Origin of the sequence: Demequina sediminis (assembly GCF_030296675.1) — a bacterium.
Lineage (GTDB): Bacteria > Actinomycetota > Actinomycetes > Actinomycetales > Demequinaceae > Demequina > Demequina sediminis.
In genome coordinates this window covers 421,198-443,343 of sequence record NZ_AP027736.1, presented here as the reverse complement: position 1 = coordinate 443,343, position 22,146 = coordinate 421,198, and the positions used below count along the sequence as shown (strand labels likewise).

The following is a 22,146-nucleotide window of genomic DNA, read 5'->3' as shown; positions in this document are numbered from 1 at the left end:
ACTTCCCGACCGCCGCGGTGCCCCGCACGACCACGGCGACCACGGCATCGTCCGGGATCAGCACCTCCTGTGACGCGGGCGACTCGTGGATTCGCCCGCGTTTCGGGCTGCGCACGCCGCATTCGCGGGCGCAACCGGAATTCGCCCGCGTTTCGGGCCCCCGAACTCAGCACCCGCATCCGGCGAGCGGCTAGAACCCCAGCCGACCCAGCTGCTTGGGGTCGCGCTGCCAGTCCTTGGCGACCTTGACGTGCAGGTCGAGGAACACCTTGCGCCCCAGCAGCCGCTCGATGCCGGCTCGCGACGTCGCTCCGACCTCCTTGAGCCGCGACCCGCCCTTGCCGATGATGATGCCCTTCTGCGAGTCCCGCTCCACGAAGACGTGGGCGCGGATCTCGAGCACCTCGCGGTGGGCATCCTCGGAGTCGGGTTCGACCATCTCCTCGATCACCACGGCGAGCGAGTGAGGAAGCTCGTCCCGCACGCCCTCGAGCGCCGCCTCGCGGATGAGCTCCGCGATCCGCATCTCCTCGGGCTCGTCGGTCAGCTCGCCGTCCGGGTAGAGGGCGGGCCCCTCGGGCAGGTACCCGACGATCAGGTCGAGCAGCGTGTCGATCTGGATGTCCTTGATCGAGCTCACGGGCACGATCTCGGCCCACTCCCCCAGCTGCTGGACGTCCATGAGGTGCTGCGCGACGCGCTCCCGCGCGACCTTGTCCACCTTGGTGACGATCGCGATGACGGGTGCCCGCGCGGCGGACAGCTCGCGCGCGATCCACTGGTCGCCAGGTCCCACCTTCTCGTCGGCGGGCAGGCAGAAGCCGATCACGTCGACCTCGGCGAGGGTCTCGCGCACGAGGTCGTTGAGGCGCTCGCCCAACAGCGTGCGGGGACGATGCAGTCCCGGGGTATCGACGACCACCACCTGGGAATCGTCCCTGGTAATGATGCCACGAATCGCGCGCCGGGTGGTCTGAGGGCGCGAGGACATGATGGCGACCTTCTCGCCCACCAGGGCGTTCATCAGGGTCGACTTGCCCGCATTGGGCCGGCCCACAAAGGCCACAAAGCCCGATCGGAACTCACTCATGGTCATCGTCCTTCCGTCCGCGCCTGCGTGGCGCGGTCACATTCTCGTCGGCGGCGGGCTCGGGCTCGACGCGGGTCACCACCACCGACACGAGCCGCCGGCGGCGGCCCTCGGCACGCTCGGCCAGCAGGTCGAGCCCATGCACGCTCGCGCGCGACCCGGGGATGGGCACCTTGCCCAAGGCCTTCGCGAGCAGTCCCGCGACGGTCTCCACGTCCTCGTCGTCGATCTCGACGTCGAAGAGTTCGGCGAGCTCGTCGAGAGAGCACCGCGCGGGCACACGATAGCGCCCGTCCCCCAGGTCCTCGACCTCGGGCGCGAGCCGATCGTGCTCGTCGACCATCTCGCCCACGATCTCCTCGAGCGCATCCTCGATGGTGACCAGTCCTGCGACGCCGCCGTACTCGTCCACGACCACCGCCATGTGGAAGACCTCGTCCTGCATGCGGCGCAGGAGGTCATCGGCCGGCACCGACTCGGGCACGAAGACCGGCTCGCGCATGAGCGCGTCGATCGGTTCGTCGAGTCGCTCGGGGTGGTCCCACGTCGCGCGCACCACGTCCTTGAGATAGAGCACGCCCACGGTGTCGTCGACCCCGTCGCCGATGACCGGCACGCGCGAGAAACCCGACCTCATGAACAGCAGCATCGCCTTGCGCGCGGGAGTGCCGGCGTCGATCGTGATCATGTCCGTGCGCGGCACCATCACCTCGCGCGTGAGCGTGTCGCCGAGCCCCACGACGGAGCGCAGCAGCTCCGCATCCTCCTCCTCGAGGGCATCACCGGCCTGCTCGACGAGGTCCTCCGGCTCGGACAGCTCGCGCATCTGCAGCGCGGGCACCACGGCGCGGATGGGGGTCGTGAGGCGCACGATCGCCCAGCCCACCGGCGCGAGCGCGCGGATGGCCGCCTCCGGATGGCTGCGGGCGACGCCGCGAGGCCAGGCACGCACCACGATGACCGAGAGGAACGCGGCCACGCCCGCCGCGAGCGCGAGCGTCGCCCAGCCGTCCCACCCGAGCACGTCGCCCAACTCGAGGGCGAGCACGGTCCATGCGACCAGCGCGAGAGACTCGAGCATCGCGTAGCCGACCGAGGCGGCGTTGTCGGCATGATCCGGAAGCACCGCGAGCCGCGCGGCACGCGTGGGTCTGCCGTCGGGGCGGACCAGGGCCGCGATGCGGCGCTCGTCGGCGTAGGGGATCTGCTCAAACGCGGCGACGATCGCGTGCAACACCGCGGCTCCCGCGAGCCCCGCGACCGCGACGGCCACGAGCAGCGAGACCGCGGACGAGCTCATCGGCGCGCGAGGAAGGTGAGCAAGAGATGGCGCTGCAGCGCGAACATCTCCTTCTCCTCCTCGGGCTCGACGTGGTCGTAGCCCAAGAGGTGAAGGATCCCGTGCGTGGTGAGGAGCAGCATCTCCTCCTCGGCGCTGTGGCCGGCCGCCGCCGCCTGCCGCGCCGCAACGCTCGGGCACACCACGATATCGCCGAGCAGGCCGGGAGGCGTGGGGTTGTCGGGCGTGCCGGGGCGCAGCTCGTCCATCGGGAAGCTCAGCACGTCCGTGGGGCCGGGCTCGTCCATCCACTGCACGTGCAGCTGTGTCATCGCCTCCTCGTCCACGAAGAGGATCGCGAGCTCGGCGCCGTCGGCGACGTGCATCTGTCCCAGGACGTAGCGGGCGAGCTCCGCGAACTCGACCTCGTCGACCTCGGCATCGGTCTCGTTGTTGACGTCGATCATGGACGCTCCTCCCGGTCGAACCGGCGGCGCTGGCCGGTGGGGCGCGGCGTCTGCGCCCTGTTCTCGTCGCTCTCGGCGTAGGCGGTGATGATGTCGCTCACGAGTCGGTGACGCACCACGTCCTGCGCGCCCAGGTGGCAGAACGCGATGTCCTCGACCCCGCTGAGGATCTCGGCGGCCGACCTCAGCCCGGACTGCGTCCCGCCCGGCAGGTCCACCTGCGTGACGTCGCCCGTGACCACCATCGTGGTCCCGAAGCCGAGACGCGTGAGGAACATCTTCATCTGCTCGCGCGTGGTGTTCTGAGCCTCGTCGAGGATCACGAACGCGTCGTTGAGCGTGCGCCCACGCATGTACGCGAGGGGCGCGACCTCGATGGTGCCCGCCTCCATGAGCTTGGGGATCGACTCGGGGTCGACCATGTCGTGCAGCGCGTCGTACAGCGGCCGCAGGTACGGGTCGATCTTCTCGCTGAGCGAGCCGGGCAGGAAGCCGAGCCGCTCGCCCGCCTCGACCGCGGGACGCGTGAGGACGATGCGGTTGACCCGCTTGCCCTGCAGCGCGGCCACGGCCTGGGCCATCGCGAGGTAGGTCTTGCCGGTTCCGGCGGGGCCGATGCCGAAGGTCACCGTGTGCGTCTCGATCGCGTGAACGTACGATGCCTGGCCCTGGGTCTTGGGCCGGATCGTGCGTCCGCGCGTGGACAGGATCGAGCGGCTGAGGACGCCGGCGGGACGCTCCTCGGGCGCACCCTGCGCCTCGGCGGTCGGGGTCGATCGCAGCATGCGCACGGACTCGCGCGCCACGTCCGGGGTCAGCGGCACGCCGGCCCCCAGCACGTCACGCAGCTCCTCGACGGCGGTCGCGGCCGCGTCGACGTCGGACTCCTCGCCGGTCAGCGTGATGCGATTGCCCCTCACGAGGATGTCGACCGCGGGGAACGCGCGCTCGACCTCGCGCAGCACGCCGTCGCCCGAGCCCAGCAGCTCGGGCATGCTCGCGGCGTCGTCGATCACCACCACCCGCGTGACGCTCACGCGTTCCACCCCAGGGTGCCGCCGTTCATGACGTGACCGTGGACGTGAAACACCGTCTGGCCCGCCGAGGGGCCGGTGTTGAAGATCCACCTGAACTCGCCCCCGCATTCGGCGTCGGCGACCTGCTGCGCGACGATCGCCATCTCCGCGAGCACCTCGGGGATCTCGCGCGCCGCGGCGGCGACGTTGGGCACGTGATGCTTGGGCGCCACCAGCACGTGAACCGGTGCCTGGGGGGAGATGTCGCGGAACGCGACCACAGTGTCGGTCTCGGCGACGCGCTCCGACGGGATGTCGCCCGCGATGATGGCGCAGAAGATGCAGTCCGTGGTGCTCATCCCCCTAGCGTAGTGACCGCCCAGTGGCCACGAAGCGCCGCGAGAGCGGCGAGAGCCGCGGGTCCCGCCGACGAGGCCCGCAGCACGTGCGGGCCCAGCACCACGGCGGTCGCACCCGCGGCGGCGAGCGCCTCGAGCTCGGAGTCCGCGATTCCGCCCTCAGGCCCCACGATCACCCAGGTGGGCTGCTCGCGATCCTCCCAGTCGAGCGCGGCGAGTCCCAGCCGCGCGGACTCGTGGAGCACCAGCACGCGTGTCCCCGCGGCCGCCGCGTCGGCGACCGCCGCCGCGAGGGCGCGCGTGGTCATCACGCCGGAGACCTCGGGCACCACGGCGCGCCTGCTCTGCTTGGCCGCCGCAAGCGCGAGCGCCTGCCAGGCTGCGCGCCCCTTGTCGGCCTTGGGGCCGCGCCACTGGACGATTGCGCGGTCCGAGGCCCACGGGATCACCCCGGTGACGCCCAACTCGACGGCCGCCTCGACGGCCTGCTCGTCCCTGCCGCCCTTGGCGAGCGCCTGGACGAGCGTCACGCGGGGATCGCTCTCGCGTGTCACGCGCGCGACCAAGATCTCGAACCAGCGGTCGCCCGTCGCGGTGATCGCGCCGCTCGCGCGCACGCCCGCGCCATCGACGATGTCGACCGCCTCGCCCACGCGGCGGCGCTGGACCGTCACGGCGTGGCGCGCCTCATCCCCCTCGACGCGCAGCGTGTCGCCCGCGGTCGCGGTCGCCGCGCCCGGATCGACAAAGACGGGTGCGGTCACCGCTCCCGGCCCATGAAGGCGTCCCTGAGGCGCGAGAACACGCCGCCACCGATGGGCGCGAGCCTGGCCTCGGGGATCTCCTCGCCGCGCAGTGCGGCGAGCTGACGCAGCAGGTCGGCCTGCTCGTCCGTGAGATCGGTCGGAGTGACGATGTCGAGGTGGACGTGGAGGTCGCCGCGTCCGGCCCGCTGCAGCCGGCCCACGCCGAGGCCCTTGAGACGCACCGTCGAGCCGGAGTGGGTGCCGGGACGGACGTCGACCTCCTGCGGCCCGTCGAACGTCTCGACCGTCATCACGGTCCCGAGCGCCGCGGCGGTCATCGGCACCTCGAGCGTGCAGTGAAGGTCGTCCCCCTGCGCTCGAAGGCCTGGTGCGCGCGCTGGCGAATCTCGATGTAGAGGTCGCCCTTCTGTCCGCCCGCGACGCCGGCGTCACCCACGCCCGACATGCGGATGCGCGTGCCGGTCTCGACACCCGCCGGGATGTCGACGCTCACGGTGTGACGCGAGTGCGTGCGTCCCTGGCCGGCGCAGTCGGTGCACGGCGACTCGATCGTCGAGCCGTAGCCGCCACACGTGGGGCAGGGCGCGGTGGTCATCACCTGTCCGAGCAGCGAACGCGCGACGCGCTGGACCGATCCCGAGCCGTTGCACTGGCGGCACGTGGTGGGAGAGGTGCCCGGTGCGCAGCACGATCCGTGACACGTCCCGCACACGTCGGCAAGGTCCACCTGGATCTCGCGGGTGACGCCGAATACGGCCTCCTCGAGCGTGACCTCGGTCTGCACGAGCGTGTCGCCGCCGCGCTGAGTGCGCGACGCGGGACCGCGCTGCGCGGAGCCGAAGGGACCGGCACCGCCGCCGAAGAACGTCTCGAAGATGTCCTCGAAGCCGAACCCCTGCGCGCCTCCCGCGGAGCCCGACGCCGCACGCGGGTCGACGCCGCGGTCGTACTGCGCACGCTTGTCCGCGTTTCCCAGCACCTCGTAGGCGGCGGCGACCTCCTTGAAGCGCTCCTCGCCCTCGGCCCCCGCCACATCGGGGTGCAGTTCGCGGGCGAGCTTGCGGTACGCCTTCTTGATCTCGGACTCGGTCGCGTTGCGCTGGACACCCAGCACGCCGTAGTAATCCTTCACCTAAAGCTCCACCACTCTCGAAAGGTAACGGGCGACGGCGCGCACGGCGGCCATCGTCCCCGGGTAGTCCATGCGCGTGGGCCCGAGCGCGCCCACCAGGGAGGACGCGTCCCTGCCATACGCCGCGGCCACGATCGACGTGCGGGACAGCGCCTCGTGGTGCGTCTCCGCGCCGATCCGAACCGAGACATCGTCTCCGCCTGCGGCCATCTCATGCAACAGCCGCAACAGCACCACTTGTTCCTCGAGCGCGTCGAGCACGGGCGCGATCGTGTCGGCCTCGAGTCCCGACCCGGCGCGCGCCAGGTTCGACGTGCCGGCGAAGACCACGCGCTCGACCGTTCCGCCGCGCGCGGCGGTGACCACGATGCTCGCGACCGCGGCCGCCCACGGCACCTGGCCGGGAGAGCCGGCCCAGGCCTCCAGCGCCTTCTCGAGGGCCGCGCCGGTGCGGCCCTGCGCTGCCTCGTTGATGTCGCGCACCGCGCGTTCGAAGGCCTCGTCGGGGGTGGCCTCGCCCAGCGGAATGGTCTGCTGGTCCACACGCGCGTCCGCGGAGACCACCACGACGAGGGCGTGCTCGGCTCCCAGGCGCACCAGCTCGACGCGCCGCACCGCGGACTCGCGCAGCGACGGGTACTGCACCACCGCGACCTGTCGCGTGAGCTGGCTCAGCAGGCGCACGGAACGCTCGACGACATCGTTGAGATCGACGGCGTCCGAGAGGAACGTGCCGATCGCGCGCTTGTGCGCCTCGGGCAGCGCGGACGCCGCAAGGTGGTCGACGAAGAGGCGATAGCCCTTGTCCGTGGGGATGCGCCCGGCCGAGGTGTGGGGCTGCGCGATGAAGCCCTCCTCCTCGAGGATCGCCATGTCATTGCGAATGGTCGCGGAGGACACCCCGAGCGCGCGGGTCTCGGCGAGTGCCTTGGACCCGACCGGCTCGTGGGTCGCGACGTAGCCCTCGACGATCGCACGGAGCACGGCGTGACGGCGTTCCTCGCTCACGTTTTCTCCTCGCCTGGGGATCGGATTGGCACTGGCACTCGGACTCGTTGAGTGCTAATCCTAGCGCGGCTCGCCCGCGCCCCCTCGAGGGCTGCGGGGGTCCCGCCGCGCGGTGATCACGCACTGTTCGCCCGTATCCCGTGACGTACCGGGGATGTCTCGGTAGCATCGGCCCGTCGGGCATGCACGCCCACCGCCGGTGGCAGCCGGCGACCAATCGAAGGAGACGTGACCGATATGACCGAGTACCCGCCGCCCCCGCCGCAGTCGCCCCAGCCGCCCTACGCGCCGCAGCCGATGAGCCAGAGCGATGAGCGCCTCTGGGCCACGCTCGCGCACGCGGGCGTGATCCTGTTCGGCTTCATCCCGCCGCTGATCATCTGGCTGGTCTTCCGCGAGCGCAGCGCGTTCGTCAACGACCAGGCCAAGGAGGCCCTCAACTGGTCGATCCTCATGGCGATCGCGTCCTTCGTCGGCGCGATCACCACGATCGCCATCATCGGCTTCGTGATCCTGCCGCTCGTGGGCATCGCCGTCCTGGTGTTCGGCATCCTCGCGGCGATCGCCGCCAACAAGGGTGAGCAGTACCGCTACCCCTTCAACTGGCGCATCATCAAGTAGGGGTCTCACCCCGACGAACATCAGGGCCCCGCTCCGCCTCCTGGCGGATGCGGGGCCCTGCCGCGTTCTGGGAGCCTGGGGGCATGAACGACACGACCGACACCGCCTCGCCCCAGCCGGAACCGCAGCCGCAGCCGCAGGCCCAGCCGGCTCAGCCCGCGGGCGCACCGCCCGCCTACGTCGCCCCCGCTCCCATGCTCGAGCGCGACGCCAGGACCATCGCCATGCTGGTCCACATCCTCGCCGCCGTCGCGATCGTGCTGTCCGCAGGCACGCTCGCGTTCGTGGTCCCGCTCGTGATGTGGCTCATCTACCGTGAGCGCAGCGCACTCATCGACTTCCACGGCAAGATGAACCTCAACCTGCAGCTCACCGTGCTCGTGGTGATGGTGGGCGGAGTGGTCCTCGGGCTCGTGACGTTCCTGTTCGGATTCCTACTCACCGGGCCCGCGATGCTGGCCTACGGCATCTACGCGCTCGTGGTGTCGATCATCGCGGGGGTGCGCGCCAACAACGGCGAGTACTACCGCATCCCGCTGGTGATCCCCTTCATCAAGTAGCGCTGACACGCGACGAGCCCCTCGTGCCCTCCGCGGCGCGGGGGCTCGTCGCGTTGTCGGGACGGCTACGGGGAGAGCGTCGACGCGCGCAGCAACGCGTCCTCGACCACGGCGACGAACGTGCCCACTCCCGAGGGCCGCGGGTGGATGCCGTCGCTGCCCACGACGCCGGGGTCTCGATTCACCGCGACCTGCCAGTCGGCGATGACCACGGACGGGTGTCGCTCGGCCGCGCGGCGCAGCGCCTCCTGGGCCCCGCGCATCCACGGCCGGTCGCCGTAGGGGGTGACGAGCACGAGCGGCCGGTCACCCGCCGCGGCCACGAGCCTCTCGACGTCCTCGTCCCGCACCGCGCCATTGGTGCCCAGCGCCACGACCACGTAGTCGCGCAGGTCGCCCGCGCGCGCGAGTCGCTCGACGCGGTCGACGCCGGCACCGAACTGCTTGCCGACCTCGGCCTCGACCGCGATCCCCGGCATCGCCTCGACCAGCTCCGGGGCGGAGCCCAGCGTCACCGAGTCGCCGATCATCACGATGTCCCTGCCGTCCGGCACGGCGGGCTCGCGCACCTCCACCGCGGGCGCGGCGGTGGGCAGCATCGACGGCACCGCGGACGGCACCGCGGCGATGACGGGCGCCTGAGGCGCCGCGTCCGGGAGTGACGATGCCGACGGCGACGACTCCTGCGGCCCAGCCGCCGTCCCCCTGCCGCCGCGAACGCGCCGGAGTCGAGCTGTCGCTCGAGCGAGGTCTGCTCGGGTGCGGAGGCGACGGCCGAGCCCGCGAGAGCGAGCACCGCGGCGACGGCTCCGCCAAAGGCGGCGGCGCGGCGACGCCTGGTGACCCGCACGGCCTCGGGGTCCTCCGCCACCGGGTACAGCCACTCAAGCAGCGCGCGCAGGGACGCGCGGAAGCCCGCCCGTCTGACGGGCATCTCCAGCCATCGATACGAGGCCGCGGCGGCGCCCACGGTCACCGCCACCACCAGCACCGCGGTCACACCGGAGGCCTCACGCACCCGGCCGCCGTCGAGCATCGTCACCATGATCACCAGCACGGGCCAGTGCCACAGGTAGATCCCGTACGAGCGCTCGCCGATCCACCTCAGCGGGGCGACGTCCGCGCGGCGTCCCACCGCGGGCGCATGGAGCATGGCGTTGATGATCGCGACCGTCGCGAGCGACGCGATCACGAGACCGCCCCGGTAGGTCGCGGGAGACTGCCACGGCAGCCACAGGGCGAGCACGGCGAGGACGGCCGCGCCGGTCACGCCCGCGGCGAGGGCACCGCGCGCCCCCACCGACCGATGCCCCCGAGAGGACGCGGAGGCGGCCCCGTCGCGCCCGGACCACCAGAACGCGAGCCCGGCGCCCGCCATCAGCCCGAACGCGTGCGTGTCGGTTCCGACGTAGACGCGCGTGGGATCCGCGTCGGCGACAAAGAGCAGCGCCATCGCGCCCGCAGATGCCAGCGCAAGCGCCGCGGCACCTGCGGTCGCCCTGATGCGCGACGCGCCCGCCGCGAGCGCGCCGGCGACGACCAGCGGCCACAGCACGTAGAACTGCTCCTCGACGGCGAGAGACCAGAGGTTACCCAGCAGCGCGGGTGCCCCGGCCGTCGCGTAGCTCTGGCCGACCGCGACGCTCAGCCAGTTGCTCGTAAACGTCGCGGCGGCAGTCATCTGAGCGCCCACCCCCACGAGCAGGTCGCTCCAGGGGGCACCGCCCGCATCGTCGCCGCCCGTCGGCGCGACCGCCTGGGCCGCCGCGACCGCGGCAACGCTCACGGTCACCACGACCGCGAGCGCGGGCACGAGCCTGCGCGCGCGATGGATCCAGAATCGCCTCAGCGAGATGCGTCCGGAGGCGGTTCGCTCGCGCACCAGGATCGTCGTGATGAGGAAGCCGGATAGCACGAAGAACACGTCGACGCCGATGAACCCGCCCGGCAGCGCCGACGGCCACACGTGGTGCGCCACCACGAGCACGACCGCGAGCGCGCGCAACGCATCGAGACCCGCGATGCGTCCCCGTGGGACCGCGCGGGTCTCGGCCGTGCGCGGGCTGACCCGCGCGAGTTCCTGAGTGCTGATGTGCGTTCCGGTGACCCCTGCGGTCCCGCTCCTTCGTGTCCAGGATAGGCGGCACAGAAGGGGTGTTTCCGACGCGCCGCGAAGTCCCACGTCCGCCCGGCGCGTCGCTCCTCTCGCGCGGTTAGAACGCGAGCGCGCGGACCGCGAGATCCGCGAGCAAGCGCCCGCGGCGGGTCAGCCGGAGCGTGCCGCGCACCGCGGCGCCGCCGTCGAGCACGCCGTCGGCGATGAGTCGCGCGATCGCCTCCGCACGCCCCTCGACCAGGGCCGCGGGAATCCCCTCCGAGAGCCGCAGGCGCAGCATCACCTGCTCGAGCCGCAGGTCCTCGTCGGCGAGCGGCTCCGTCTCGGCAGCGGGGCTCTCCCCCGCCGCGAGCCGCGCCGCATATGCGCGCGGATGCTTGACGTTCCACCAGCGGCTTGCTCCCGCCGCGATCCCGTCCCCCTGGACGCGCGGACCCAGATAGGAGTGCGCGCCCGGCCCGATGCCCCACCAGTCCTGGCTCCGCCAGTAGGCGAGGTTATGCCGGCAGCGGTCCGCGGGCTCGCGGGCCCAGTTCGAGACCTCGTACCAGTCGTAGCCCGCCGCGCTCAGCATCGTGTCGGCCAGCTCGTACATGTCGGCCTGAACGTCGGGATCGGTCGGGGCCACCTCGCCGCGACGCAGCTGCGCACCCATGCGGGTGCCCGGCTCGATCACGAGCGCATAGGCGCTCACGTGGTCGGGCTCGAGCTCGAGCACGGCCTCGAGGCTCGCGCGCCAGTCGGACAGGGACTCGCCAGGGGTGCCGTAGATGAGGTCGAGGCTCACCTTGAGGCCCGCCTCGCGCGCGGCGGCGACCGCGCGCGCCACGTTGGCCGGACGGTGGGTCCGCTCGAGCGTGGCGAGCACGTGTGGCACGGCCGACTGCATGCCCAGGCTCACGCGCGTGAAGCCCGCGCGCGCCAGCGCGTGCAGCGACTCGGGCGTGACGGAATCGGGGTTGGCCTCGGTGGTGACCTCGGCATCCGCGCTCAGCCCCCACGTGCCGCGCACGCCCTCGAGTAGCGCGACGAGCGCGGCCGAGTCGAGCATCGTGGGCGTGCCGCCGCCGAAGAACACGGTGCGCGCGGGACGACCGTCGCCGCGCATCGTCTCCCGCGCGAGCGCCATCTCCGCGAGCGCCGCCGTCACGTAGCCCTCGCGCGTCGCGCCCTCGACCTCGCCCGGCGCATACGTGTTGAAGTCGCAGTAGCCGCACCGGACCGCGCAGAAGGGAACGTGGATGTAGACGCCGAAGTCCCTCGCCCCTGAGGCGCTGCTCATACGCTCATCATGGCTGGTGAGGAGGTGATCCGTCGCGCGGGACGGAGGCACACTACTTCTTCTTGCCCTTGTCCGAGCCGTCGTCGGACGTCGACAGGGCGGCGATGAACGCCTCGGGCGGCACCTCGACGGAGCCGATGTTCTTCATGCGCTTCTTTCCGGCCTTCTGCTTCTCGAGCAGCTTGCGCTTGCGCGAGATGTCGCCGCCGTAGCACTTCGCGAGGACGTCCTTGCGGATCGCGCGGATGGTCTCGCGCGCGATCACACGGGAGCCAATTGCCGCCTGCACGGGGACCTCGAACTGCTGGCGGTCGATGAGGTTCTTGAGCTTGCCCACCATCGACAGGCCGTACGCGTATGCGGCGTCCTTGTGCACCACCGCGCTGAACGCGTCGACGGTCTCACCCTGAAGCAGGATGTCGACCTTGACGAGGTCGGCGACCTGGTCGCCAGCGGGCTCGTAGTCGAGCGACCCGTACCCGCGGGTGCGGGACTTGAGCTGATCGAAGAAGTCGAATACGACCTCGGCGAGGGGCAGCGTGTAGTGCATCTCGACGCGCGTCTCGCTCAGGTAATTCATCGTGCCCATCGTGCCGCGACGCTCCTGGCACAGTTCCATGACCGTGCCGATGAACTCGCTCGGCACCAGGATCGATGCCTTCACCACGGGCTCGCGCACCTCGCGAATCTTGCCGCCGGGGTATTCCGAGGGGTTGGTGACGGTAATGACCTTGCCGTCCTCCATCGTGACCTCGTAGACCACGTTGGGCGCGGTCGAGATGAGGTCGAGCCCGAACTCGCGCTCGAGGCGGTCGCGCACGATCTCGAGGTGGAGCAGGCCCAGGTAGCCGCAGCGGAAGCCGAAGCCCAGGGCGACGGAGCTCTCGGGCTCGTAGACGAGCGAGGCGTCGTTGAGCTGGAGCTTGTCGAGCGCGTCGCGCAGGATCGGAAAGTCCGAGCCGTCGAGCGGGAACAGGCCCGAGTAGACCATCGGCCTGGGGTCGCGGTAGCCGCCGAGCGACTCCTGCGCGCGACGCGACGCAAGCGTCACGGTGTCGCCCACCTTGGACTGGCGCACGTCCTTCACGCCCGTGATGAGGTAGCCCACCTCGCCCACGCCGAGGCCCTTCGTGGGGACCGGCTCGGGGCTGATGACGCCGATCTCGAGGAGGTCGTGCGTCGCGAGCGTCGACATCATGGCGATCTTCTCGCGCGGCTTGAGGCCGCCGTCCACCACGCGCACGTAGGTCACCACGCCGCGATACGTGTCGTACACGGAGTCGAAGATCATGGCGCGGGTGGGGGCCGATGCGTCGCCCACCGGGGCGGGGATGTCGCGCACGACGCGATCGAGGAGTTCGGGAACGCCCGCGCCGGTCTTGCCCGAGACGCGCAGCACGTCGTCGACCTCACAGCCGATGAGCTGCGCGAGCTCCGCCGCGTAGCGGTCGGGGTCCGCGGACGGCAGGTCGATCTTGTTGAGCACCGGAATGATCGTGAGGTCGTTCTCCAACGCGAGGTACAGGTTCGCGAGAGTCTGCGCCTCGATGCCCTGCGCCGCGTCCACCAGCAGGATCGCTCCCTCGCAGGCCGCGAGCGAGCGCGAGACCTCGTACGTGAAGTCCACGTGGCCGGGCGTGTCGATCATGTTGAGCGCATGGGGCTGGCCGTCGACCGTCCAGGGCATGCGCACCGCCTGCGACTTGATGGTGATGCCGCGCTCTCGCTCGATGTCCATGCGGTCGAGGTACTGCGCACGCGCCGCCCTCTCCGACACGACTCCGGTGATGCCCAGCATGCGGTCCGCGAGGGTCGACTTGCCGTGGTCGATGTGCGCGATGATGCAGAAGTTGCGAATCAGCGCGGGCTGCGTCGAGGCAGGCTCGATGCGGGGATCTCCAGACACGGTGATGACGGTTCCTCGGTTCGGACGGCAGGGTGCGCGCCATTCTCCCACGAAGTCGAGGGTGCCGCCGCTGCGCTCGGTCCTCATGCACGGCCCCCGATTGCCGATACAGAGGGCAGACCGGGTGAGTGATGCGCCCGGCTGACACCCTCGAGGGGACGACCATGGCGCAGTCCGACCTGTTCCGCCCCGCGTTCGACGGATCACCCATCGGGATGATCGTCATGGACGCGGAGGGCGCGATGCTCGACGCCAACCGCGCTTTCGCACGCATCGTGGGACGCACCACCGCGGGACTGCGCACCTTCCGCCTGCGCGACCTCACGCACCCCGACGACGTCGCGCGGGACGAGGAGCTGCGCGGACAGCTCGACACGGGCGAGCTGCCCTACTTCCAGGCCCAAACGCGCCTCATCCACCGCAACGGCGATACCGTCTGGACGCGTCTCACGGTCTCCCTCGCCCCCGCCGAGGCCGCACCGGCGCGCTACCTCGCCCACGTCGAGGACGTCACCGAGATCCGCCGCGCCAAGGACCTGCTCGAGCGGCGCGCCCTCTACGACCACCTCACCGGCCTACCCAACCGGACTCTGCTTCTCGAGCGCCTTGAAGCGGCGCTCGAGTCGCGCCGGGCCGACGCACACACCGTCGCATGCATCTTCCTCGACGTCGATCACTTCAAGCTCGTCAACGACTCCCTCGGCCATGAGGCCGGCGACACGCTGCTCCAAGCGATCGCGAGCCGCGTGCGCGGCGCGGTCCGGCCGGGCGACACCGTGGCACGGCTGGGCGGCGACGAGTTCGTGGTGATCCTCGAGTCGGTCGCGACGCAGGCCGCCGCGGAGGCCTTCCTCACGGTCATCGCGGCGGACGTTCAGGTGCCGTTCGCCGTGGGCGGTCACGAGGTGGTGCCCACGGTCAGCGCCGGCCTGGCCCTCGCGGAGCCAGGCATCACCGCGGAGAGCCTGTTGCGCAACGCCGACACCGCGATGTACACCGCGAAGCAGCGCGGCAGGGCCCGCGTCGAGGTGTTCTCCACCGAGCTGCGCTCGCACGCGCTGTCCAAGCTGTCGATCGAGTCGGAGCTAAGGACGGCGATCCGCGAGGGCGAACTGGTGGTGCACTACCAGCCGATCGTCCGTCTCGACACGAACGAGGCCGTCGCGTACGAGGCGCTGGTGCGCTGGCAGCACCCGAGTCGCGGCCTCCTGCTTCCGGAGGAGTTCATCGAGGTGTGCGAAGAGGCAAACCTCGTGGTTCCGCTGGGCGCGTTCGTCATCAACGAGGCGTGCGAGCTCATCGCCGCACACCCCGAGTTCACGGGCCGCATCTTCGTCAACGTGTCGACCCGGCAGATCGGCTCGGCCGACCTCACCAGGGTGGTGACCCACGCACTCGAGTCCACGGGCATCGACCCCGGCCGCCTCGGGCTCGAGATCACGGAGTCGGGGATGCTCATCGCGACGCAGGCCGCGCGAGCGGACCTGGACGGCCTCAGCCAGTTGGGCGTCGAGCTCATCATCGACGACTTCGGCACGGGGTACTCGGCGCTCAGTTCCGTGCTCCTCAACCCCGTCTCGGGACTCAAGCTCGCGCGCGAGTTCACGCTGCGCCTGGGCGACCGGTCCACGGGCGACCGCATCTCGACCACGGTCGCGGCCCTGACGCGCAGCCTGGGAATGTCGGGCGTCATCGAGGGCGTCGAGTCGGAGGCCCAGCGCGACATCGCGAGGGAGCACGGCTGGGCGCTGGGCCAGGGCTTCCTCTTCGGCCACGCGATACCCGTCACCGAGCTCCCGTTCGCGGCGCATCGTCCCTGCCCGCAGTCCGCTGATGACCGGAGCGGACCGCTAGCCTCGGCCTGATGAGCCCCTGGTCCCTCGTTCGCAGGATCGTCCACGCGGTCCGCACGACCCCGTCGCCGCGCGCCCGTGCGCGGGCCACCGCTCCCGCCCCTGGCCGTTCCCGAGCATCCGCCCCCGCCGGGTATCCGGGCGACTTCACGGGCCGCCCCCGGGTGACCTACTCGCCCACGCACGGCGGCACGCCCGATCCGGGCGAGGTGGTGTGGACCTGGGTGCCGTTCGAGGAGGACCACCGCCAGGGCAAGGACAGACCCGTGCTCCTCATCGGCAAGGACGGGCGCTGGCTGCTGGGGCTGATGCTGACGAGCAAGGACCACGACCTCGACGCCGCCGACGAGGCGCGCCACGGCCGCTTCTGGCTGGACATCGGCGCCGGACCGTGGGACTCTCGGGGGCGGCCCAGCGAGGTGCGCCTCGACCGAATCGTGAGAATCGACCCCGCAGCAGTGCGCCGCGAGGGAGCGATCCTCGACCGTGCGACGTTTGACACGGTGGCGCAGTCGCTCAAGAAGCACCATCGCTGATATGATGTTCGTTCGTGTGTGAGCGCGCCTGCTCGCGCCGCACCCAGAACTTTTTCACCTGATCGCTTAAAGGAACGCTGTGGCAAACATCAAGTCGAAGATCAAGCGCATCGGCACCAACGAGAAGTCGCGCCTGCGCAACGTCGCCGTGAAGTCCGAGCTCAAGACCCACGTCCGCAAGGTGCGCGAGGCCATCGCCGCCGGCGACAAGCCCGCGGCGCAGACCGCGCTGTCGTCCGCGTCGGTCAAGCTCGACAAGGCCGTCTCCAAGGGCGTCATCCACAAGAACCAGGCCGCGAACCGCAAGTCGGCCCTCGCCAAGCAGGTCGCCGCTCTCTAGCGCAACCGTCACGAACGCCCCGTCTCGCCCACGCGATTCGGGGCGTTCGTTCGTCTTCGCTCTCGACTGTGACCTTCTCCCGCCCTCCCCGCCTGTGGCATCCGCCGCACCTGCGCCGCAATGGCGCGCGCGTCCATGTGGCGCGGCAGGGCATCTTCACGCACACGGGCGAGATCGCGGGACACGAGCTGGTGTACCGCACCGCGGGTCATCACGGCCTCGCCATCGACCAATGGCCGGCCCGCCTGCAGGATCGCGCCACCGAGCACGTCATCGCGGCCGCCTTCTGGCGTGAGCCCGACATCACGGCGCCTCACCCCGCGTTCATCAACGTCACGCGCTCGTTCCTCTTGCGCCACCCCGGCACGCTGCACTGCGATCCGCCGCGCGTGGTCCTGGAGATTGTCGAGTCGGCATTCGTGGACGATGCCCTGGTCGAGCGCGTGATCGAGCTGCGGGAGGCCGGCTTCCGGGTCGCGATCGACGACTTCGTGGGCTCGGCCTCGCAGCGCCGCCTGCTCTGCATCGCGGACTTCGTCAAGGTGGACTTCAGGGACCTGGTGCGCCTGGGGCCCGCGCTCGCGGATGCCGCACGCGTCGACCACGCGGCGTTGATCGCCGAGCGGATCGAGGACCCCGAGACGCTCGAGGCGTGCGTCGACCTGGGCTTCGACCTGTTCCAGGGCTTCCTGTTCGAGCGGCCCGAGGTTCACGAGCGTGGTGACCACGATCCCGAGGAGCGGCGCGACGCGGACCTCGCGGACGCCGAGGTCTAGGACCGGTTCGACGGCCTACGCGGCGAGCTCGGCCACGGTGCGCACCGCGCGCTCGAGCGCGAATCCGGGTGCCCTCGAGGCCCCCTTAATCTCGGAGTCGGCGCGCGCGACCGCCTGCACCGCTGCGGCCAGGGAGTCGGCATCCCACTTGCGCAGGTCCCTCCGCGCACGCTCCTCCTGCCAGGGCTGAATCCCCAGCGACCGCAGGTCCATCCCGCGCCCGCGCGCCCCGCCCACCTTGATGAGGGTGCGCAGCTTCGAGGCGAGCGCCGCGATGAGCGGGACGGGATCGGTTCCGGTCGACAGCGCGTGACGCACGAGCGCAATGGCCTCGCCCGTGCGGCCCGCGATCGCGGCATCCGCGACCGCGAAGCCCGTCGCGTTGACGCGCGTGCCGTAGTACCGCGTCACCGCAGCCTCATCGATGGTGCCGTCGACGTCACTGATGAGCTGCGCGCACGCGGCCGCGAGTTCGGCGACGTCCTCGCCGATCGCGTCGACGAGCGCGCGGACGGCCCGCGCCGGGGCCGATCGGCCCGCCCGGTCGAGCTCCGCGGCCGCGAAGTCGACGAGCTCGGCATCGCGCTTGATCGCGGGGCACGTGTACTCGGGGGTGCCCGCCTTGCGCAGCGTGTCGAGGAGGCGCTTGCCGCGCGTCCCGCCCGCGTGGAGGAGCACGACCACGCAGTCGGGATCGGGACGCTCCGCGTACGCGAGCGCGTCCTGCAGGAAGTCGTCGTTCATCGCCTCGAGCGCCTCGACCACGACCAGTCCGGGATCGGCAAAGAGCGAGGGGCTGGTGGCCGCGGTGAGGGCGCCGCGCGCATACGCGCTCGCATCGAGCCTGCTGATCTCGATGTCCCCGCTCCCCGGACTGCCGCGCCGACGCGTTCCACGGCGCGCGACGCCAAGAGCCGTTCGGGGCCCGAGATCAGCACGAGCGGCGCGGGTGCGGCACGATGCCACGTCGCCGGAGGTGCCTGTCGCGCTGCCACGGCACCTAGCCTGCCATGGCCGACCGACACGGACGGACCAGCGTCACGGCGCCATCGGCGGCGCCGAGCAGCACGTCCCCGCACAGGTCCGTGCGCAGCACCACGGCTCCCCCTCGCCGTAGAGGTCGAGAGCCTCGGGAGCCGGGTGCCCGTAGTCGTTGTCCGCGCCCACGGTCGCGATCGCCACCGGCGCCGCCAGGGCGCTCACGAGACCCGCGTCCTGTGCAGCGGACCCGTGATGCGCGATCTTGACGATGTCGACGCCAGCCGGGAGGGGGCCGCGCGAGAGCCGCTGCTGGCCGGCGACCTCGAGATCGCCGAGGAGCATCAGCGACACCCCCGCGGCCTCGACGTGGAGGATGGTCGACGACTCGTTGACCTCGGTGCCGTCCCGAGATCGCGGCGCGGGACCCGTCTGCATCACCGTGATCTGGATGCCGCCGAGCGTGACGGCCTCGCCCTCGACGGGTAGCCTCGCGTCTGCGGTCGCGCGCGCCGCCCCGCTCGTCGTGGCCGCGGAGGCCGCGTGCGGCAGCCAGACCGCGCGGATCGCGGCGGCATCGGCCACCTCGTCGAGACCGCCGGTGTGGTCGGCGTGCTCATGGGTGAGCACCAGCAGGTCGATGCGCGTGACGCCGAGTCGCTCGAGGCACGCGGCGGCCGCGGGACCGCGCGGACCGGCATCGACCATGAGCACCGCCCCCGCGGCGCGCACCACGAGCGCGTCTCCCTGCCCCACGTCGCAGGCAGCGACCGTCCAGCCCCGTGGTGCGCCGCCCCACCCCGGCGGCAGCCACGTGGCGGGTGCGAAAGCGATCGCGGTGACGGCGAGAGCCATGGCGGTGGCCGCGCGTGCGATGCGTCCGGAGGCGCGCGCGGCCACCACGACAGCCCCGATCAGACACAGTCCCAGCACGATCCCGCGCACTCCGGCGGGCCACCTGAGCGACGCCCCTGGGGCCTCGGCGAAGGCCCGCGCCGTGACCGCGACGGGCCAGGCGGCCCAGCCTGCCAACTCGACCAGCACCGCCGCGACGCCGGGCACGGGGATCGCGAGCGCCAGCCCTGCGACGCCCAGCAGGGTGACGGGTATCGCGAACGGAGTCGCGAGCGCGTTGGCCGCGACCGCCCACGGCCCTAGCCGCGCATCCATCAGCGCGAGGAGAGGCATGCAGGCCGCCTGCGCCGCGATCGTCACCGCGGCGGCCTCCGCGAGCGCGGGCGCGACCACCCGCGCGAGCCGATGCGCGAGCCACGGGGCGAGCAGGCCGATCGCGGCGACCGCCGCGACCGACAGCGCCAGCCCCAGGTCCTCCGCGAGGTCGGGCCGCACGACGACGAGCACGATCACCGCCGTCGCGAGGCCCGGCACCACCTGTCCGCGGCGACCGGCCACGAGCGCGCCCGCGGCGATGACCGCCATCACGACCGCACGCAGCACCGCTCCCCGCCCGCAACGACGATCGCGAAGCCGCCGCTCGCGACAAGCGTTGCGGCGGCGGTCAGCCACGGCCCGGCGCGAAGCCGTCGCAGCACCAGCCCCACACCGGCGGCCAGGATCGCGAAGTGCGCACCCGAGACCGCGGTGAGGTGAGCCAGCCCCGTCTCCCGCATCGCGTCCGCGAGGCTCGGGTCGAGCCTGCCGGTGTCGCCCAGCACCATCCCCTCGACCAGGCCCGCCGTGGCCTCGGGAGCCCCCGCGACCGCGTGCGAGAACGCCGCGCGCGCGGATACGACGTGCGCGCGCCACCCGGAGGGCCTGGTCACCACCACGATCTCTCCGTCGAGCAGGGCGTCGACCGTGCCGCCGGCCGCAGGAGAGAGCGATCCGCGCGCGACCGCGGCGTCCCCGCGCGCCGGCGCGGCGTCGGAATCGGCCAGCACGACCAGGCGGCCGGCCCCGTCCCGCCACGGGGCGTCGGGCGCTGTCGCCGCGGCGGGAGCCGCGCGCCACGCCTCGACCTCGAGGTGAACGGAGACCCGATCGCCGCCCGAGGCCAGCGTGGGCCGCACCTGCGCGACAGTCGCCCGCACCTCGACCCCTTCCCCGGCTGCCCGAGTGGCGTGCCACGCGTGGCGCGAGTCGGCCGCGGTCGCGGTGAGGAGCGCGGCTCCGCCGGCAAGGACCGCGAGACCCACCAGGGCCGCGACACCGTGCACGCGAGCGCGCCGCGCGAGCGCCGCCCCCACGAGGGCGGCCCCGGCCCATGCGAGAGCGACGCACGCCCCGGTGCGGGGGCCCCCGAGCGCGACGGCCAGAGACACGGACCACGCCGCGAGCGCCGCGGGGACCAGCCTGAGGTCGCCCCATCCGGAGCCGCTCACGTGGTCGCGAGGTCGGCGATCGACTCGAGGATCGCGGGTCCCACTCCCGGCACGCGCCCCAGGTCTTCGACCGAGGCGAACGGGCCATTGGCCTCACGATCCGCGACGATTCTCCCCGCGAGCACGGGGCCTATTCCCGGTAGCTCCTCGAGCGCCGCGGAATCGGCCGCATTGAGGTCGAGCGGGACGCCCGCCGCCGGTCCTGTGCCGTGCACGCCGGCCGCCGCGGGCTCGCCCTGGACCCCGACCCGGATGTGCTCGCCGTCGACCACGACCCGCGCGAGGTTGATCGAGGACGGATCCGCGGTGGCGGTGAGCCCGCCCGCCGCCTCGATCGCCGCCGCGACGCGTTGGCCGGACTCGAGCTCAACGAGGCCGGGGCGCTCGACCGCGCCGCTCACATGCGCGACCACGATGCGCGCCGCGGGCGGGGCGCCCGAGGCACCCGCCGTGGATGGCGACGCGGACGATGCCGGGGCAAGCGGCGCGACGGGCGCCGCCGCGGTGCCACCCACCAGCCCCCACCACACCCAGGCGGCGAGTAGTACGAGGACCACCGCGGCCGACACCGCCGTGCGCGGCTCCACGCGCCATCGCGTGGCGTGCGGCGCGGGAGCCTCGGCGCCGTGGCCCGTCGCGTACGCGCGCGCTGCGGCCTCCCTCAGTCCCGCGGCCCACCGCGCGCGTACCTCGTGCGAGTCGTCCATGAGGGCGACGCTATGAACCGGCTCACGTGTGCGCACGGCGCGGTGCGGGATCTGGGGAGCGGCCATCCGCCACGAGGGGCCGTGGGCATCGCCGCCGCGCTACCCCCACGCCTTCCCTGCACTACCTCCGCGTCACGCCCCTGGAGCCGCCGCGCCGACGTCAGCGCCGAGGTCCGCGACCGCGACTGCGAGCGTCCCGGGTCCCGTGTGCACCGCGAGTACCGCGCTCACGCCGGTCCTCACCACGGACAGTCCAGGGGTGCGCTCCTCCAGGGCGGTGGCCGCCTCCTCGACCGCGGCATCGTCGCCCACGCCCATGGCCGCGACGGCGGGGCTCACGCACTCGCGCACGGCCGCCTCGGCCATCTCGACGAGCGCCGCCCGCGCGCGCACCGTCGACCTCACCCTCGCGACGAGCCGCACCTCCCCCTCGACCATCTCGAGGACGGGCCTGATGCCCAGCACGCGACCCACGGTCGCGACCGCGGGCCCGATCCGACCGCCCCGGCGCAGGTGGTCGAGACCGTCGACGGTGAAGAAGCACCGCGCTCCCGCGGCGGTCTCGCGCGCCACACGCGCGACCTCCTCGAGCGACGCACCCGAGGCGGCCGCGTCGGCGGCGGCAAGCGCGGCGAGGCCCTCGGCCATCGCGACCGTGCGGGTGTCGACCACCTCGACGGGCAGGTCGGCGCGGGCGGCCGCCGCACGCGCGACGTCCGCGGTCCCCGACAGCGTCCCCGACAGCGTCACGACGACGACTCCCGTCGCTCCACCCACCGCGGCGGCGGCCAGGGCGGCGTCGAAGGCCGCCGGGGTGGGCTGCGAGGTCGTGATGTGGTCGCCCGCCACGAGGTGCGCGAGCACCTGATCGGCGTCGATTCCCACGCCCTCGGCCCGCGCGGAGTCGTCCACCACCACCTGGAGCGGCACGACGGTGAGTCCGCGCGCGGACGCGAGGTCGGTGGGGATCGAGGCGGCCGAGTCGACGACGACGGCGACAGTCATGGCGCC

The 22,146-nt window shown here is 72.2% G+C and carries 21 protein-coding genes and 2 pseudogenes; 6 read left to right on the top strand and 17 right to left on the bottom strand.

All coding sequences use genetic code 11. From position 1 onward, the window contains the following. Window positions 1-190: 190 nt before the first annotated feature. The 8 genes and pseudogenes from era to hrcA all read right to left on the bottom strand — a co-directional run bounded on the left by era (window position 191) and on the right by hrcA (window position 7,118). On the bottom strand, window positions 191-1,090 hold the full coding sequence (era, locus tag QUE44_RS02275) for a GTPase Era (RefSeq protein WP_286215650.1): 900 nt from the start codon (window positions 1,088-1,090) through the stop codon (window positions 191-193). Then, window positions 1,083-2,390 (bottom strand): hemolysin family protein, encoded by a 1,308-nt coding sequence (locus QUE44_RS02270; protein ID WP_286215649.1) that lies wholly within the window; start codon window positions 2,388-2,390, stop codon window positions 1,083-1,085. The genes era and QUE44_RS02270 overlap by 8 nt, the downstream gene beginning before the upstream one ends. Further along, window positions 2,387-2,836: an rRNA maturation RNase YbeY gene (gene ybeY / locus QUE44_RS02265; protein WP_286215647.1), complete on the bottom strand. Its 450-nt coding sequence runs from the start codon at window positions 2,834-2,836 to the stop codon at window positions 2,387-2,389. The genes QUE44_RS02270 and ybeY overlap by 4 nt, the downstream gene beginning before the upstream one ends. Further along, complete coding sequence (locus QUE44_RS02260; RefSeq protein ID WP_286216641.1) at window positions 2,833-3,831, bottom strand: PhoH family protein; 999 nt, start codon at window positions 3,829-3,831, stop codon at window positions 2,833-2,835. The genes ybeY and QUE44_RS02260 overlap by 4 nt, the downstream gene beginning before the upstream one ends. 38 nt (window positions 3,832-3,869) lie before the next feature. Next, the gene (locus QUE44_RS02255; RefSeq protein ID WP_286215646.1) at window positions 3,870-4,211 is read right to left on the bottom strand and encodes a histidine triad nucleotide-binding protein; all 342 of its coding nucleotides are present in this window, start codon (window positions 4,209-4,211) and stop codon (window positions 3,870-3,872) included. Then, complete coding sequence (locus QUE44_RS02250) at window positions 4,208-4,975, bottom strand: 16S rRNA (uracil(1498)-N(3))-methyltransferase (protein ID WP_286215644.1); 768 nt, start codon at window positions 4,973-4,975, stop codon at window positions 4,208-4,210. The genes QUE44_RS02255 and QUE44_RS02250 overlap by 4 nt, the downstream gene beginning before the upstream one ends. Then, window positions 4,972-6,092, bottom strand: a pseudogene (gene dnaJ, locus QUE44_RS02245) (molecular chaperone DnaJ). Before dnaJ ends, QUE44_RS02250 begins: the two are co-directional and overlap by 4 nt. Before the next feature lie 18 nt (window positions 6,093-6,110). Further along, window positions 6,111-7,118: a heat-inducible transcriptional repressor HrcA gene (gene hrcA, locus QUE44_RS02240; protein WP_286215642.1), complete on the bottom strand. Its 1,008-nt coding sequence runs from the start codon at window positions 7,116-7,118 to the stop codon at window positions 6,111-6,113. 237 nt (window positions 7,119-7,355) lie between these two features. On the opposite strand from hrcA, the gene QUE44_RS02235 reads away from it, so the two are divergent. Both QUE44_RS02235 and QUE44_RS02230 read left to right on the top strand, forming a co-directional pair. Next, entirely contained in the window at window positions 7,356-7,739 is a 384-nt protein-coding gene (locus QUE44_RS02235; RefSeq protein ID WP_286216640.1) for a DUF4870 domain-containing protein, read from the top strand. A gap of 83 nt (window positions 7,740-7,822) precedes the next feature. Next, window positions 7,823-8,299 carry a DUF4870 domain-containing protein gene (locus tag QUE44_RS02230; protein ID WP_286215641.1) on the top strand — a complete coding sequence of 159 codons (477 nt, stop codon included), beginning with the start codon at window positions 7,823-7,825 and terminating at the stop codon, window positions 8,297-8,299. 65 nt (window positions 8,300-8,364) lie between these two features. Here the strand turns inward: QUE44_RS02230 and QUE44_RS02225 are convergent, their stop codons facing one another. From QUE44_RS02225 to lepA, 4 genes are read right to left on the bottom strand one after another with little or no spacing between them, the layout of a single operon-like run. Continuing rightward, the gene (locus QUE44_RS02225; RefSeq protein WP_286215640.1) at window positions 8,365-8,898 is read right to left on the bottom strand and encodes an SGNH/GDSL hydrolase family protein; all 534 of its coding nucleotides are present in this window, start codon (window positions 8,896-8,898) and stop codon (window positions 8,365-8,367) included. Further along, the gene (locus QUE44_RS02220; protein ID WP_286215639.1) at window positions 8,829-10,481 is read right to left on the bottom strand and encodes an acyltransferase family protein; all 1,653 of its coding nucleotides are present in this window, start codon (window positions 10,479-10,481) and stop codon (window positions 8,829-8,831) included. The genes QUE44_RS02225 and QUE44_RS02220 overlap by 70 nt, the downstream gene beginning before the upstream one ends. Before the next feature lie 31 nt (window positions 10,482-10,512). Then, window positions 10,513-11,697, bottom strand: a complete 1,185-nt coding sequence (hemW, locus tag QUE44_RS02215; RefSeq protein WP_286215638.1) for a radical SAM family heme chaperone HemW — start codon at window positions 11,695-11,697, stop codon at window positions 10,513-10,515. 52 nt (window positions 11,698-11,749) lie between these two features. Next, on the bottom strand, window positions 11,750-13,690 hold the full coding sequence (lepA, locus tag QUE44_RS02210) for a translation elongation factor 4 (RefSeq protein ID WP_286215637.1): 1,941 nt from the start codon (window positions 13,688-13,690) through the stop codon (window positions 11,750-11,752). 77 nt (window positions 13,691-13,767) lie between these two features. Between lepA and QUE44_RS02205 the strand changes: the two genes are divergently transcribed. The 4 genes from QUE44_RS02205 to QUE44_RS02190 all read left to right on the top strand — a co-directional run bounded on the left by QUE44_RS02205 (window position 13,768) and on the right by QUE44_RS02190 (window position 17,108). Further along, window positions 13,768-15,468: a putative bifunctional diguanylate cyclase/phosphodiesterase gene (locus tag QUE44_RS02205; protein ID WP_286215635.1), complete on the top strand. Its 1,701-nt coding sequence runs from the start codon at window positions 13,768-13,770 to the stop codon at window positions 15,466-15,468. Next, window positions 15,468-15,992, top strand: coding sequence for a type II toxin-antitoxin system PemK/MazF family toxin (locus QUE44_RS02200; protein WP_286215634.1), 525 nt, complete (start codon window positions 15,468-15,470; stop codon window positions 15,990-15,992). The genes QUE44_RS02205 and QUE44_RS02200 overlap by 1 nt, the downstream gene beginning before the upstream one ends. 79 nt (window positions 15,993-16,071) lie before the next feature. Continuing rightward, window positions 16,072-16,332 carry a 30S ribosomal protein S20 gene (rpsT, locus tag QUE44_RS02195; protein ID WP_286215633.1) on the top strand — a complete coding sequence of 87 codons (261 nt, stop codon included), beginning with the start codon at window positions 16,072-16,074 and terminating at the stop codon, window positions 16,330-16,332. Between the two features lie 68 nt (window positions 16,333-16,400). Next, window positions 16,401-17,108: an EAL and HDOD domain-containing protein gene (locus QUE44_RS02190; protein ID WP_286215632.1), complete on the top strand. Its 708-nt coding sequence runs from the start codon at window positions 16,401-16,403 to the stop codon at window positions 17,106-17,108. Window positions 17,109-17,123: 15 nt separating this feature from the next. On the opposite strand, the gene holA is transcribed toward QUE44_RS02190, so the two are convergent. From holA to QUE44_RS02165, 5 genes and pseudogenes are all read right to left on the bottom strand, one after another. After that, on the bottom strand, window positions 17,124-18,074 hold the full coding sequence (gene holA, locus QUE44_RS02185; RefSeq protein WP_350226871.1) for a DNA polymerase III subunit delta: 951 nt from the start codon (window positions 18,072-18,074) through the stop codon (window positions 17,124-17,126). 72 nt (window positions 18,075-18,146) lie between these two features. Continuing rightward, entirely contained in the window at window positions 18,147-18,941 is a 795-nt protein-coding gene (locus QUE44_RS02180; protein WP_286216638.1) for a ComEC/Rec2 family competence protein, read from the bottom strand. Between the two features lie 102 nt (window positions 18,942-19,043). Further along, window positions 19,044-19,717, bottom strand: a pseudogene (locus QUE44_RS02175) (ComEC/Rec2 family competence protein); the annotation flags it as partial. A gap of 707 nt (window positions 19,718-20,424) precedes the next feature. Further along, window positions 20,425-21,135: a ComEA family DNA-binding protein gene (locus QUE44_RS02170; RefSeq protein WP_286215631.1), complete on the bottom strand. Its 711-nt coding sequence runs from the start codon at window positions 21,133-21,135 to the stop codon at window positions 20,425-20,427. A 132-nt stretch (window positions 21,136-21,267) separates the two neighbouring features. Continuing rightward, window positions 21,268-22,140 (bottom strand): DegV family protein, encoded by an 873-nt coding sequence (locus QUE44_RS02165; protein WP_286215630.1) that lies wholly within the window; start codon window positions 22,138-22,140, stop codon window positions 21,268-21,270. Between the last annotated feature and the right edge of the window lie 6 nt (window positions 22,141-22,146).

What these genes read in the sequence shown, in the direction of transcription:
- era (WP_286215650.1), bottom strand. Translation starts at nt 1,090, where the DNA reads ATGAGTGAGTTCCGATCGGGCTTTGTGGCCTTTGTGGGCCGGCCCAAT.
- QUE44_RS02270 (WP_286215649.1), bottom strand. Translation starts at nt 2,390, where the DNA reads ATGAGCTCGTCCGCGGTCTCGCTGCTCGTGGCCGTCGCGGTCGCGGGG.
- ybeY (WP_286215647.1), bottom strand. Translation starts at nt 2,836, where the DNA reads ATGATCGACGTCAACAACGAGACCGATGCCGAGGTCGACGAGGTCGAG.
- QUE44_RS02260 (WP_286216641.1), bottom strand. Translation starts at nt 3,831, where the DNA reads ATGCCCGAGCTGCTGGGCTCGGGCGACGGCGTGCTGCGCGAGGTCGAG.
- QUE44_RS02255 (WP_286215646.1), bottom strand. Translation starts at nt 4,211, where the DNA reads ATGAGCACCACGGACTGCATCTTCTGCGCCATCATCGCGGGCGACATC.
- QUE44_RS02235 (WP_286216640.1), top strand. Translation starts at nt 7,356, where the DNA reads ATGACCGAGTACCCGCCGCCCCCGCCGCAGTCGCCCCAGCCGCCCTAC.
- QUE44_RS02230 (WP_286215641.1), top strand. Translation starts at nt 7,823, where the DNA reads ATGAACGACACGACCGACACCGCCTCGCCCCAGCCGGAACCGCAGCCG.
- QUE44_RS02225 (WP_286215640.1), bottom strand. Translation starts at nt 8,898, where the DNA reads ATGCTGCCCACCGCCGCGCCCGCGGTGGAGGTGCGCGAGCCCGCCGTG.
- hemW (WP_286215638.1), bottom strand. Translation starts at nt 11,697, where the DNA reads ATGAGCAGCGCCTCAGGGGCGAGGGACTTCGGCGTCTACATCCACGTT.
- lepA (WP_286215637.1), bottom strand. Translation starts at nt 13,690, where the DNA reads ATGAGGACCGAGCGCAGCGGCGGCACCCTCGACTTCGTGGGAGAATGG.
- QUE44_RS02205 (WP_286215635.1), top strand. Translation starts at nt 13,768, where the DNA reads ATGGCGCAGTCCGACCTGTTCCGCCCCGCGTTCGACGGATCACCCATC.
- QUE44_RS02200 (WP_286215634.1), top strand. Translation starts at nt 15,468, where the DNA reads ATGAGCCCCTGGTCCCTCGTTCGCAGGATCGTCCACGCGGTCCGCACG.
- QUE44_RS02180 (WP_286216638.1), bottom strand. Translation starts at nt 18,941, where the DNA reads ATGGCTCTCGCCGTCACCGCGATCGCTTTCGCACCCGCCACGTGGCTG.
- QUE44_RS02170 (WP_286215631.1), bottom strand. Translation starts at nt 21,135, where the DNA reads ATGGACGACTCGCACGAGGTACGCGCGCGGTGGGCCGCGGGACTGAGG.
- QUE44_RS02165 (WP_286215630.1), bottom strand. Translation starts at nt 22,140, where the DNA reads ATGACTGTCGCCGTCGTCGTCGACTCGGCCGCCTCGATCCCCACCGAC.